This window comes from Pseudomonas sp. GW823-FHT02C05 (assembly GCF_058797595.1).
This window is the reverse complement of sequence record NZ_JBXAJU010000001.1, coordinates 1,651,567-1,663,612: the sequence shown is the minus strand read 5'-3', so window position 1 is coordinate 1,663,612 and position 12,046 is coordinate 1,651,567. Positions and strand designations below refer to the sequence as shown.

Below are 12,046 nucleotides of genomic sequence, written 5' to 3'. Positions count from 1 at the left end.
ATGGGGTGGAAAGTCTGTGGGGGCGGGGGGCTCACTTGCCGATCTTCACCATGTTCCAGGTACGGGTGATCAGCCGGGTGCTGGCGGGCGTCTGGATCTTCTGGGTGAACAGCCGCTCGCGGGTCTGGGCATCGGGGTAGATCGCCGGGTTGTCCCGCACCTCGGCGCTCAACAGTGGCGTGGACTTGAGATTGGCGTTGGCGTAGCGGATGTAGTCGCTGACCTCGGCCATGACCTTAGGTTGCAGCAGGTACTGGATAAAGGCATGGGCGCTGGCCACGTTCGGCGCGTCGGCGGGGATATAGAAATCGTCGAACCAGATCAGCGAGCCTTCCCTGGGAATGAAATAGTCGAGCTTGACCGGTGCCCCGGCCTCGTTGGCCCTGGCCTGGGCCGTGGCGTAGTCGCCGGACCAGGTGGCGCTGACGCACAGGTCGCCATTGGCCAGGCCATTGAGGTAGCTGGTGGAGTCGAACTTGCGGATATAGGGGCGCACCGCCATCAAGGCATCCTGCGCCGCTTTCAAATCATCGGGGGCGGCGCTGTTGGGATTGCGTCCCAGGTAAGCCAGCACCAGCGGCAGAATGTCGGTGGGCGAATCCTGCAGTGTCACCCCGCAATCGGCGAAGCGCGACACCACCTTGGGATCGAAGAGCATGGCCAGAGAACCGATGGGCGCGTCCGGCATGCGCTCGCGGACCTTGTCGACGTTATAGGTCACGCCATTGCTGCCCCAGGTGTAGGGCGCCGAGTACTGCACACCCGGGTCGTAGCTTTCCAGGCTCTTGAGCACCTGCGGGTCGAGATTCTGCCAACTGGGCAGCAAGGCCTTGTTCAGCGGCTGGAACACCCGCGCCTTGATCAAGGGCGGTACCAGGGCCGCGTTGAGCACCACCAGGTCGTAGCCGGAGCGCCCCGGCAGCAGCTTGCCCTGGACGGTTTCATAGGAATCGAAGGTGTCGTAGATCACCTTGATCCCGGTGGCCTTCTCGAACCCGGCGAGGGTGTTCTCGCCGATATAGTCCGACCAGTTGTACAAACGCAGGGTCTTGTCTCCAGGCTCACCGGCCTGGGCCCAAGCCGCCGTCAGTGCCAGAACCACGCCAAACATCGCAGGGAAAGCTGTACGCATACTTCAATTCCGCCTTGAACGTGATGGAAGGAGCCCGGGTCGAGCCGTTGGCGTAACTGTCCGCGAGTGCCTCGGCCCACGCCATAACCCGATCGGGTAGGTGGGCAAACACAGAAGGGGGCAGCTATCTGGATGGGTTTGTGCAATCATCCCGCCTCGTTGGCGAACACCAGGCTGTTCGCCCGACGGATTGGCTCAGCCCGGAAATCTGTAGAAACAGCCCGGCAGAAAAAATCTCGAATAGGAGTTGCCAGGAATGGAAAACACGTCCATAATTGCGACCATTCCTCAGCGAGGAAACGGAAAAACTCTTTAGAAATCAAAGAGTTACGAGATGAAGTTGATCTCGTTAGCCGTTCCAGTTTGTACGTGTCCAGTGTTGTGTTTCAGGCATTGGGCATTTGGGGCCGAGTAGCAAAATGGTTATGCAGCGGATTGCAAATCCGCCTACGCCGGTTCGATTCCGACCTCGGCCTCCACTCTAAAGACCCCGTAGATCAATGATCTACGGGGTTTTTTCTTGCCTGAAATTTGTCAGTTGCTCCGCAACTCTTGGAATGTGTTTCGCAACCCCCCCTCCTTATTTCGTGGGTTTTACGATCTCTCCGACGGGCCGATAGACCTTCTTGGTGATCTCCTCGGAAGAGTGGCCGAGCAGTCTGCTTGCATGCTTGAGGGCTATCTCGCTGGCGGCTTTTGGTCGTATGTCACGAAACTGAAATTGGCGGATGCTCGTTGCCAGAGCGTTATCGCCATCGGCAGCTGCCTTGATAGCGGCCTTTTCCCGGGCTTCATCCCACCGATTGCGCAGCATCTGCTGGCTCATGCGCAAGCCTGAAGCGTTGGTGATGAGCACCGAGGTCTTGATGCGATTCATGGCGCGTCGTTCCTTTAGTTTCTCCAGGAAGACCGCCAGGTCTGATTGTTTGCCAGCGTCTTCCAGAAGAATTCGCAAGCGTTTCTCGGTCTTGCCCTGGCCAATCCGCAGAAAGCCTTCGCTCATGTCTGTGGTCGCAGCCTTCAGCACATCCGCGGGTCGCTGCCCGGTGAGATACGCAAGATCCATGGCGTCTCTGAGCTCCTGTGCTGCCTGGGCATATACTGCGTCCCAGACGATATCGCCCGCGTAGTAGTCCCTCGGTGTTTCCTTGTTGCGGCGCACACCAAAGCAAGGGTTGGCCTAATCAGTCATGCCCCATTCTCTGGCGATGGTGAGCACGTGGGAGAGCAGGGCAATTTCCCGATTGGCCCTCACCTTGGCGGTGCGGGCGTCGCGGTACTGAGCCACGATCTGAGGCATGATCGCATCGATGGGAGCGGTCTCGAAGGCTTTGCGCAGTTGCTTGAGCTCCTCGAGGAAGAACAGAGCCATCAGCTGGCTGGGGGCATCCCGCGTAAGCAGGGCTTTTCACTGGAGTTCGTGAGCTATGGCGACGACATGCAGAACGTCTGACGGGGCTCTGCTCGATACCCTGTGTCACCAGTATTACGGGCACCTCAATGGCAGTGTCGAAGCGGTGCTGGATGCCAACCAGGGACTGGCCGAAGAGCCCCAGCCGTTCCGGGCTGGGGTGCTGATTGTGCTGCCGGATCTGCCGAGCCAGACCGATGCTTCTGTGCTGCTCTGGGACTAATTGCCAGAGTCACCCATAGACCCCGCCATGTGCGGGGTTTTCTGTTTCTGGAGCATGAGCAATGAAACCAGGGTTCCGAATCGTTGCCGACGGTAAAAACATCACCGCCCTGATCAACGACCGGCTGCTGACCTTACGCACTTCGGACAAGCCCGGCATGGAGTCGGACGAGTTTGAGCTGCGCATCGATGACCGAGATGGCGCGGTGGCGCTGCCCAGCCGTGGTGCCAGTATCGAGGTGTTCATGGGTTACGCCGGCCAGTCACTGACCCGGCTGGGTCGCTACACGGTAGACGAGGTCGTGGTGACGGGGCCGCCCGACTCTATCGAGATCCGGGGCAAGGCCAGCGACATGCGCGGCAGTGGCAAGACCACCCGCAGCGGTAGCTGGGAAGACGTCCCGCTGCAGCAGATCGCGCGCGATGTGGCAACCCGCAACGGCTGGCAGCCAGTGTGCACGGTGACCACCAAGGTGCCCCGGGTCGACCAGCTCAACGAATCTGACTTCAACTTCATCACCCGCCTGGCCAAGCTGTACGACTGCACAGCCAAGGTGGCCGACGGCAGGATGCTGGTGCTGCCTCGGCAGGCCGGGCAGAGCGCGAGCGGCAAGGCCCTTGGCACCGTCACCATCACCCGCCGCGATGTGAGCCGCTATCAGTTTCGCCTGGGGGACAAAACCACCCACAAGGCGGTGCAGACCAAGCACCAGGACAAGAAGAGCGGAAAGCTGCGGGTCGTCGACTTGGGCAACGAGGACTCCCCGGACGGCCTGCCGCCGGTGCACACCGACCGCCACATCTATCCGAACAAGTCCGCTGCCGAGCAAGCCGCTAAGGCACGGTTGGCTGCATTCAACCGCAGCACCGCCGGTGTGCGCCTGGAGATGCCTGGCCGAACCGATCTATTCGCTGAACGCATGATCAATGCCCAGGGCTTCAAGGTCGGCCTCGATGGCGAGTACCTGGTGGACTCGGTCGAGCAGGTGTTCACCCAGTCCGGGTGGAGCACCACGGTTGAGTGCAATGGCGGCAAGAAGGGCAAGGCGAAAGCCAAAGGCAAGAAAAAGAAAGCAACCAAGCCGCTCAGGGTCGAGCAGCTCTGAACCCCATCACCACTGGAGAAACCACGTATGACCATTACCGCGCAGCAGCTGCTGCAGATCCTCCCCAACGCCGGCCCTAAAGCCGGCGTTTTTGTTCCTGCTCTCAACGCCGCAATGAGCAAGTACGTGATCATCACCCGCTTGCGCATGGCGGCGTTCATCGCGCAGATCGGCCACGAGTCCGGCCAGCTCCTGTACGTGCGCGAACTGGGCAGCAATCAGTACCTGAGCAAGTACGACACCGGCGCCCTGGCCAAGCGCCTGGGTAATACCCCCCGAAGCGGACGGTGACGGCCAGAAGTATCGGGGCAGGGGGCTGATTCAGGTCACCGGCCGGGCGAATTATGAAGCCTGCAGTGAAGCGCTGTTCAGCGATGCTCGATTGCTCGACACCCCTGAGCTACTGGAAAACCCAGGCTATGCCGCGCTGTCGGCGGGTTGGTTCTGGCAGCGTGCGGGCCTGAACACCCTGGCCGATAAGGGCGACTTTCTCACCATCACCAAGCGCATCAACGGCGGAACCAACGGCCTGGCGGATCGCGAGGCGCTGTATGAGCGTGCATTGGAGGTGCTGGCGTGAAGGCCCCGTGCTGGCTGCTGCCGGTCCTGGCCCTGGTGCTGGGGTTCGCCCTGGGTGGTTGGCTGGCCTGGACGTGGCAGGCCAACGCCTACGGCAAGGATCTCGCTGATCAGGCCGAGTCGTACAGCCGGGATCGCGAGCAGGCCGCCAGGGCGGTGATCAACTGGCAGGAAACTCAGCAGGAAGCCCGCCGGGCCCTGGAGGATCGCCTGCAGGTGAATGACAAAACCCACTACAAGGAATTGCGCGATGCTCAATCGAACCCAGCTCGCTTGCGTGATCGGCTTGCTACTGCTGACTTGCGGCTGTCAGTCCTACTCAACACCGCCGCCTCGGGTGGTAGCGGTGGGGTGTCAGCCACCGCCGGCACCTGCGGCGTGGTTCGTGGACGAGCGCGAGCCGAACTTGACCCAGCGGCTGCTCAACGAACTGTTGCCATCGCCGGAGACGGTGACCAAGGATTGATCGCCTTGACCGCGTGCCAGGCTTATGTGAAAGAGATATTTGTAAAGTCAAAAAGAGCGCCGAAGTAGCTATCCCTAGCAATTGCCAACCATATCGCCCCATTATTAACAATGGGGCGGCATTGCGTTCTACTTCCGCGGATGAAGAGCCTTTTCTATTTTGATGTTTGCATTTCTCCAGGCGTTCATAGCTTCTTCATGTTTAGATCTTGCTTTATCTTTTGCAGCTTGAAATTCTTTTAGGATAGCATCGCTAGTCAATCCATCACTAAGTATTAGATATGCAGCGTCGTCCAGATCAGCAGCCTCTCTGAATAATCGGTTGCTAAGCTCAGTGGCTTCTAACCATAAAGTTTTGATTTCAGGCTTTTTAACTATCGATTTTCTTCTCACATTCCCTCCAGCCGGTAGTTAGCCCGGTGTATTACTCTTGCAAATGGGGAGCTCTCTATTCGGGCGGAGGGGGGGTGTACGGCTTGGGCTGGAAAGGGGCGCTTCCCGAAGGTCGCCACATCACATCCTTGACACCATAGCGTTCAGCCATCGGTTTGCTGATTCGCTTAACCCTTTCTCGTCCGAATCTTGGGATTCGCCCTATTCCCGCATCACAGCATGCCCAATGCCAAGCTTCGGCATTATCCATTCCCCTGGCTCGGATAATAAAAGACCTCTGCTCGTTATTTAGGGCGTATTCGATTATGTAGAACTTGTCCATGTTGTCCTCCTTCCGGGTGTTTGAAGGAGGGAATGCTGGAGGGTTCAAAATATTATTTGTACATTAAGGTTTTTTTGTATAAGTTTTCCGCTCGTCGAGCAAGCAAAGGAAAAAGAGAACGGTGCTCAAGTTTGAGTTTCTCAAGCTTGAGCCCGCTGACGGCAAGGAGGGCTCAGAGGGTAATTCCGAACTTGGCCCGCAATGCATGCGGGCTTTTTTTTGTGTTATTAAATTGCCATCATTAAGCGTTAGGATGGGGTTATTGTGATTATCTATTGACAATATTGTCTCAGTAAATAGCCCGCATAACGCGGGCTGCGTGTGTTGCTGAATACTTTACAGGTCTTACGTCGTTTTGGATGGAGTTACTATCTTTTTGAGTGAGGATTTCATAGTTTTCATTTTCTCGCCCAGTTCATTAAGCTCGTTGAGAGGAATAAGTTTTTCGACTTGAGGGAACATTTCAGACTCCTCTTCTTCAATGTGATGTTCTAGTAGCTCTTTGACTACCTTGACGCGACCCGCGAACTCAGGCTTTGTCGGATCTGTTTTTTTCAGGTCTGGCAATACCAATGAGTCGACTGTGCGGTGCTCCTCTTTGGCCTCGTAGTACATTTCCGCTTGTTCCTTGCCCCCAGCGGCTTTGAATGTAGGGTAAAGAATTTTCTCTTCAAGTTGGGTGTGAACAGCTACCTCGGCCTCCAGTTTTTCGAGAAGTTCCGTTCGCTTCTTGATGGCTCGATCCGTGGACTCACTCAACTGGGTAAGGATAGTTTTCACTTTCTCATGGTCAGCTTTCAAAAGTTAAATAGCGTTCATGTTGACCTCGTCATGGCTAAAAGGGAGTGTGCTAAAGACACTCCTATTGAATTAAGCATGCTCTGTGCCATTCCTTGAATTTTCCAAACTACCGTTTTCAGGCGGTTATTTGACCTGGCAGAAGAGTAGCGTCATGCATCTTGCAAGACTCCTTGTAGGGGGGGGGCAAAAAGCAGTTTTCTAAATCGTTTAGTAGCTGGGAGATGCTTGATGCATAGTTAGAAATGGCGCTGTTGGTCGTTGTAAATCGTTAATATTTCAATTGGGATGGCAGAGGTGGTATTTCTTCAGTGGAAAAATTTTTGCTGTTGTCTTGGATTTCGCTATTTCCCAGTATGCTATATTTTTTCGCAACTCGTGGAGTTCTTTGGTGTCCATCTTTTCGAGATTAAGAACTGCATTTTTCGCATCCTTTGAAGCCCGCACCAATTCATCGATCTTCAGGTGCAAATGTCGTTTTCACGGTTTTGCGTGTTCTGAATTAAGAAAACCATTACTTCGAGAATTTCATGGTTGAGCCTATTTTGGATTTGTAATAAATAGACATATCTATGCGTGAGGAATTCTATTTGTTTTACAAATTAGTAGGCCGAGGGAACGTGAAACATTTTCCCTTATGGGCGGGCACGTTGATTTAGTACCGGATCTAGCAGCGTTCCAGTGGGGCGAGAGGTAAGTTCAACACGGGAATAGAGGATGGCGCAGCTTGTTGTTCAAGCACTTCAAGCGAGATGTTTGCCGAGATACGACCATTTCTTCCAGAATCTCACGAGTTAGCATCGCTATGCCTGGTTCGCCGTGATACTGAGCTCGATCTATGTTGGTAATCGTGAATTGCTGCAACTCGGGCCCCGTTACTTCGACTGTCATGGTGCTATCTGGATTGATCGAACAGCTGATGGAGCATTGCGGCAAACGGCTTGAAAGTACGGCTTCAAGTTCGCTTTTGCTCATTGTGTCCATTGCCATTTTCTCCGGCATTCCAGCGGTCCACTAAGAGTAGCCGGTGAAAATAGGAAGTAAATGTGGGTGAATCGAAGGCATTAGTGGAGGGGATGAATCAGTTGCAGGTTTGATTATTGACGTTCCCTACCTCTGTTCCAACCCGATACCACTCGAAGTCTCCTGTTGGCCGGCACAGCTGCTGCTGCTCGTTTACCGCTGCGAAGAGACCCAGCGAACATTCAATTGGAGCGCCCAAGCACCCATGGCCTGATGGTGTTTTCGACCGGGTTGTTGTCGATGGGCACGGCCCCTTTGCGGCTGAGTGACCTGTTCAAGGACACGACACACTGCCTCAGCCGGCAAGGACGTTTTGCGCCCACGACCCGGCCTGTCGAGCAAACCGTCCAATCGCGGCGTTTGAAAATACTGGCACCAACAGGTGATTGTGGGGAGTGAGAAACCGGTCAAACGAGCGCTCTCTGATCTGAGAAAAGTTATTTCGAGAACAGCACACTAGCTACCTGCGCAACACTTGAAAAATCCTTTACACGCAGTCTTGTTTAGGAATTGCCTGATGGCTTCCGAGTCGTGTGCCCGCTAGTTTCTTCGAAACTAATATAGCGACCTCTTAGCTAATGAAAATAGATGCACGACTGCTCATATCCCTGTTTTCGCTGTCCGCCATCTACTCGACGCCAGCGAATGCAGCCAGCTGCACGACCCTGACCGCTGAAACAATACTCACCATTCCCGACATGACGGTGCGGCGCGACACACCGATTGGCGCCGAAATCGGCACATCTGTCGTGACCGCCCCCATCAACACCTTCAACTGCACCGCCGGCTTCAACCACCAAGGGTTCTATGTAAAAGGGTATGGCCCGGCGTCTTCGCAAATCAATGGCCTTAACATCTATAAACTTGGCGGCGCTGACGCCGGCATAGGTTATGCGGTGTACGGCGAGTCGATAGGCTCGTGCAAGGGATTCAAGCCCGTGACGGGCACCAGCGAGATCGGCGGCGTGGACGTACAGCGCTTGTGCCAGGCGCTCAACGGCACCTTTCCGACACAACCCATGCAGGCCGCATTCAAACTGGTGTTCTACAAGATCGGCACGATCCGGCCAGGCAAAACGGCACCTCAGTTCGTTGGCAGCTTCGCCTTGAAAAATGACAATACCGACTGGGTTTATCCGGAGTCGCACGTGCAGTCCTCCGCCTTCACGGTCAGCACACTGGGCTGCTTCGTCGACAAGACTGAAATCGCGGTGCCATTGGGTGAAGTCGGAATGAAGCAACTGGCGAATGCGGGCACGACTGCCGCTGAACAGGCATTTTCAATCCCCCTGAGCTGCGATGTCGGTACCAAGGTGAAATTGACCCTCAGTGCACACGGCGCAGGTATTTACGACAACACCAAAGGTTTGCTCAACCTCGCGAACGCCACCTCCCCAGATACCGCCCAAGGGGTGAAAATCCAGATACTGTCGAATGACATACCCGTCGCCTACGACAAGACACTGGATATCGGTATGCAAAATGCCACCGGCGCATTCACCATTCCCCTTAAGGCCCGTTATTATCGCAGCGCCGAGACATTGAAATCGGGCACAGCCAACAGCAACGTGACATATACGATTACCTACGAATGACAAGCTGACCACCGGACTCGCAAGTTTAAGAATCGCCTGATGTGACCGCCGGCATTCTCCAGTGAATTGGCCCTGGTTTTGTAATCAACATATGATCGCTTGTGGCCGAAACCGGCCTTGGAATAATGAGGAATCGATTCGAATCCCTATCCTCTCTGTGGTTATCTTGAGTGAAAGGACTTTGATCGAAAATTGAACGGTTAGTCGGTCTTTCCCTCTAATCTGCTTAATTTTTGCTACAGAAAAATTATGGGTTAATCAGCCTACTAAACTCTATTTAATTTTTTGTTTAATGTGCTCGATTCATCATCGGATCGACTGAACTGGCAAGGGGGGCGAAGGGCTAGAGCTAGAGGCTTCTCGAATGGCGGCCGTCGTTGGGTCCTGAACCTTTAGGCGGGGGCAAATCAGTTCCGCAATCAAATTTAGGGCCCGCGTAGGCCGTGGGTTGCAGCCTTTCTAGGAGATGCCACTTGCGGAACGGTTTTATCGCTAACTTGCTGAAAATCATAAGTTTTTATCTGGATTGCAAATCTGCCTACGCCGGTTCGATTCCGACCTCGGCCTCCACCCTTGTAAACCCCGTAGATTAACGTCTACGGGGTTTTTTATTGCCTGGGATTTGGGCAATCGCTTCCGCAATTGTGCGGATCGATTCTGCAAATAGCCTGTTCTTAGCCTGGCGTTTGAGAGAGTGTTCTCTCCATTGAGTGCGTGACCTGGATGCCATCAAATCGGCCAATTGGATAGTCGATCTGAGGCCAGAAGGCGGCAGCGGTAGCGGTGAAGCCCTGAATTATTCAGTTTGCGAATGGAAGGGGGCTGAAGTGATTCATATGTTGGCTTGAGCAAGGCAGATGCAAATAAAATAATATTTTTATAGCGTAGTTCGGTGACCGAGTGATCGGTCACCTTAATAAATATAGAAAATTACAGCATTGTTTATCCGAGATTAAACGTTGCTCGCATCAGCCAGGTTGTTGCTCCAATGACTGCGCCTGCCTTAGTTCAAATTCAGCTTCATCCAATTTTCTCTGCTGCTTGGCGACTTTGCTTGGTTTACCTTTAAGCTGTGCCTCTTGCAGCTTTTCCTTGATTTTTTCTACTTTGCGCTGCTTTTCCGCCACTTGAGAAGGCCGAATCGGTGCATACAATGGAGTGGCAGAGGGCGTGGTGGATTTAGTCGCAGAGGTGTAATCGTATCCGGTATAGCCATTTTTGTAGCCGTCGTAACAATAGGTCTGCACATTGGTCAAGGCGCGATTCAACCCGGCAATGCGATGAATATTGCCATAGTGAGTTGCATACTCGAGTTGTGTTCTGATTTTCTGCTCTTTTATTGCACAGTTTGGTGTCGCCAATGAGAGCGAGGAATACACAAGTAGTGGTAGTGCTAGAAATAGTGAGTGGTGTAGTTTCATAGCAGAGTTCTCCTTTCTGCGGGCTAACCCACAGATCCGTTACTCCTGTTTTTTCAGACAAAAAATATAAATGTGTCAATGGCGCAATCATATTTTTCATTAAAATAGGAATATTCTTATGTGATGGGATATTCCATGTTTAAAAAATATCAGCATGTTTTTTATGTTGCAAATTTATTACAAAACACCCCGCCATAAGCAATCCAGCGAACATGTCACGAGGTTTTCATACCCTCGGGGTGAGCGCTTTTTCTGTATCTGGAAAACAGCATGTCCACTCCTTAGACGATTGGAAGGGATCGCTGCACCAGCCAAGTCGCTGTAGCCGGCGACATCGGTTCGCATGGTTCGAAGGCGGTGGCCAGGTACATGCCAAGTCTGCAGGCCGCGGCAACCTGAATAACCCGGGTTTTAAATCGAGCTCTTGAGTTGTAGCGACGAGATGCGGAGCGCCTGAGGGAGATCTGCTCGGCACCCTTTGGCACCAGTATTACGGGCACCGATTGGAGGTGTAGAAGCAGTGGGGCGCTCACGCATGGAGCGCGAGGCGCTGTCCTCTGGGAAACGCTCGCGCTTGATGGCCGAACACTAAGCAAAGGGCGCACTTACAGGTGGAAATCCCCCGCAGCCTCCGGCTGGTAAAGCACTTTTCTGATTTCAATCCGGCGGGTGCGATCAGAGATTCGCCAGTCGATGGTGTCCCCCTCCTGATAGCCAAGTATGGCGGCGCCTATATCGGAATACACCGAATGCTTCCCTGCGGTGCTGTCCGCGTCTTCAGGGTAGACCAAGGCCACTTCGATCTCTTCATCGTCCAGTTGCAGCAAGGCCCTGGAGTTCATCGTGATGACGTTGCGCGCCACCTGCTGCGGCTTGACGACAATGGCTCGCTCAAGCTCATGTTCGAGTTCAACAATCGTCGGGCCTTGCTCGAACACGATCAGACTCTCGAGCCTGGCCTTGTCGATTTCAGTGATGTAGATCTCAGTGGAGTCGACAACGGTACCTTCGCGCAAGAACTGGAGATAGCGCTCGGCCGTCATGGAAAATGATCTCAATGTCGTCGTTTCGCTTTCAAGCACAAAGCCGCTGCGCTGAAAGGCTTTCAGCGAGCGCGTGTTGTCCGGGTGGATCTTGGCGATGAGTTTCTCGGCCCGCATGTCGAGGAAGGCCAGTTTCATGCCTTCGCGGATGGTGCGGGCGCCCAGGTTCCGGCCCCATTTGTCGCTGTCTCCGATGACCAGGACTATCTCGCAATTGGCGCCGGTCTTGACCAGACGGACAAAGCCCACCGGGGCGTCATGCCGGTCATAGGCCATGAAGAACCGGCCGTCCCGGTTGAATAGATGGGTCAGGATCGGCAATTGAGTCCGATCGATGACTTGCTCGATGGAGCGGGAGACGTGACGCGAATCGCTCAAATAGCAGGTAACGCGCTCATCCTCCAACCAATCCATCAATGTCAGGGCATGCGCCCGAGTAATTTCAGGGCACAGGGTAATGAAAGGCTTGTTCATCTTGACCACACTTATCTGTAAAGAATGGAAGCCTTTCATGGCTATGGTCATGACGGTTCTTC

Annotated in this window: 10 protein-coding genes, 1 tRNA gene and 6 pseudogenes; 7 read left to right on the top strand and 10 right to left on the bottom strand. The window is 54.1% G+C overall.

Annotated elements, in window-relative coordinates; genetic code table 11:
- Nucleotides 1-31: 31 nt before the first annotated feature.
- Entirely contained in the window at nucleotides 32-1,132 is a 1,101-nt protein-coding gene (locus AC1RGE_RS07625; RefSeq protein WP_019094478.1) for a polyamine ABC transporter substrate-binding protein, read from the bottom strand.
- 405 nt (nucleotides 1,133-1,537) lie between these two features.
- Between AC1RGE_RS07625 and AC1RGE_RS07620 the strand changes: the two genes are divergently transcribed.
- Nucleotides 1,538-1,611, top strand: a tRNA-Cys gene (locus tag AC1RGE_RS07620).
- Nucleotides 1,612-1,712: 101 nt separating this feature from the next.
- Here the strand turns inward: AC1RGE_RS07620 and AC1RGE_RS07615 are convergent.
- Nucleotides 1,713-2,504, bottom strand: a pseudogene (locus tag AC1RGE_RS07615) (tyrosine-type recombinase/integrase).
- On the opposite strand from AC1RGE_RS07615, the pseudogene AC1RGE_RS07610 reads away from it, so the two are divergent.
- The 5 genes and pseudogenes from AC1RGE_RS07610 to AC1RGE_RS07590 all read left to right on the top strand — a co-directional run.
- Nucleotides 2,484-2,585: pseudogene (locus AC1RGE_RS07610) on the top strand (phage tail protein); the annotation flags it as partial. The pseudogenes AC1RGE_RS07615 and AC1RGE_RS07610 sit on opposite strands and share 21 nt — an antisense overlap.
- Complete coding sequence (locus AC1RGE_RS07605; protein WP_492583811.1) at nucleotides 2,560-2,766, top strand: tail protein X; 207 nt, start codon at nucleotides 2,560-2,562, stop codon at nucleotides 2,764-2,766. The pseudogene AC1RGE_RS07610 and the gene AC1RGE_RS07605, both read left to right, overlap by 26 nt.
- Before the next feature lie 61 nt (nucleotides 2,767-2,827).
- Nucleotides 2,828-3,871 (top strand): phage late control D family protein, encoded by a 1,044-nt coding sequence (locus AC1RGE_RS07600; RefSeq protein WP_492583809.1) that lies wholly within the window; start codon nucleotides 2,828-2,830, stop codon nucleotides 3,869-3,871.
- 27 nt (nucleotides 3,872-3,898) lie between these two features.
- A pseudogene (locus AC1RGE_RS07595) lies at nucleotides 3,899-4,451 on the top strand (glycoside hydrolase family 19 protein).
- A complete protein-coding gene (locus AC1RGE_RS07590) occupies nucleotides 4,448-4,984 on the top strand; it encodes a lysis system i-spanin subunit Rz (protein ID WP_492583807.1) in 537 nt (178 codons plus the stop codon). The pseudogene AC1RGE_RS07595 and the gene AC1RGE_RS07590 overlap by 4 nt, the downstream one beginning before the upstream one ends.
- 60 nt (nucleotides 4,985-5,044) lie before the next feature.
- Here AC1RGE_RS07590 and AC1RGE_RS07585 read toward each other — a convergent pair whose 3' ends face one another.
- From AC1RGE_RS07585 to AC1RGE_RS07560, 6 genes and pseudogenes are all read right to left on the bottom strand, one after another.
- Nucleotides 5,045-5,308, bottom strand: coding sequence for a hypothetical protein (locus AC1RGE_RS07585; RefSeq protein ID WP_492583805.1), 264 nt, complete (start codon nucleotides 5,306-5,308; stop codon nucleotides 5,045-5,047).
- 55 nt (nucleotides 5,309-5,363) lie between these two features.
- Nucleotides 5,364-5,630 (bottom strand): DUF6555 family protein, encoded by a 267-nt coding sequence (locus AC1RGE_RS07580; RefSeq protein WP_492583803.1) that lies wholly within the window; start codon nucleotides 5,628-5,630, stop codon nucleotides 5,364-5,366.
- Between the two features lie 345 nt (nucleotides 5,631-5,975).
- Nucleotides 5,976-6,431, bottom strand: a complete 456-nt coding sequence (locus tag AC1RGE_RS07575) for a PA2171 family ribosome-binding persister protein (RefSeq protein WP_492583801.1) — start codon at nucleotides 6,429-6,431, stop codon at nucleotides 5,976-5,978.
- 276 nt (nucleotides 6,432-6,707) lie between these two features.
- A pseudogene (locus tag AC1RGE_RS07570) lies at nucleotides 6,708-6,946 on the bottom strand (low affinity iron permease family protein); the annotation flags it as partial.
- A 690-nt stretch (nucleotides 6,947-7,636) separates the two neighbouring features.
- A pseudogene (locus AC1RGE_RS07565) lies at nucleotides 7,637-7,705 on the bottom strand (IS66 family transposase); the annotation flags it as partial.
- Nucleotides 7,701-7,880: pseudogene (locus AC1RGE_RS07560) on the bottom strand (IS630 family transposase); the annotation flags it as partial. The pseudogenes AC1RGE_RS07560 and AC1RGE_RS07565, both read right to left, overlap by 5 nt.
- 149 nt (nucleotides 7,881-8,029) lie before the next feature.
- Here AC1RGE_RS07560 and AC1RGE_RS07555 point away from each other — a divergent pair.
- Entirely contained in the window at nucleotides 8,030-9,046 is a 1,017-nt protein-coding gene (locus tag AC1RGE_RS07555) for a fimbrial protein (RefSeq protein ID WP_492583799.1), read from the top strand.
- Nucleotides 9,047-10,014: 968 nt separating this feature from the next.
- On the opposite strand, the gene AC1RGE_RS07550 is transcribed toward AC1RGE_RS07555, so the two are convergent.
- Both AC1RGE_RS07550 and AC1RGE_RS07545 read right to left on the bottom strand, forming a co-directional pair.
- Nucleotides 10,015-10,467 (bottom strand): DUF1090 domain-containing protein, encoded by a 453-nt coding sequence (locus AC1RGE_RS07550; RefSeq protein ID WP_492583797.1) that lies wholly within the window; start codon nucleotides 10,465-10,467, stop codon nucleotides 10,015-10,017.
- Between the two features lie 605 nt (nucleotides 10,468-11,072).
- Nucleotides 11,073-12,035: a bifunctional GNAT family N-acetyltransferase/nucleoside diphosphate kinase regulator gene (locus AC1RGE_RS07545; RefSeq protein ID WP_492583795.1), complete on the bottom strand. Its 963-nt coding sequence runs from the start codon at nucleotides 12,033-12,035 to the stop codon at nucleotides 11,073-11,075.
- Nucleotides 12,036-12,046 lie beyond the last annotated feature (11 nt).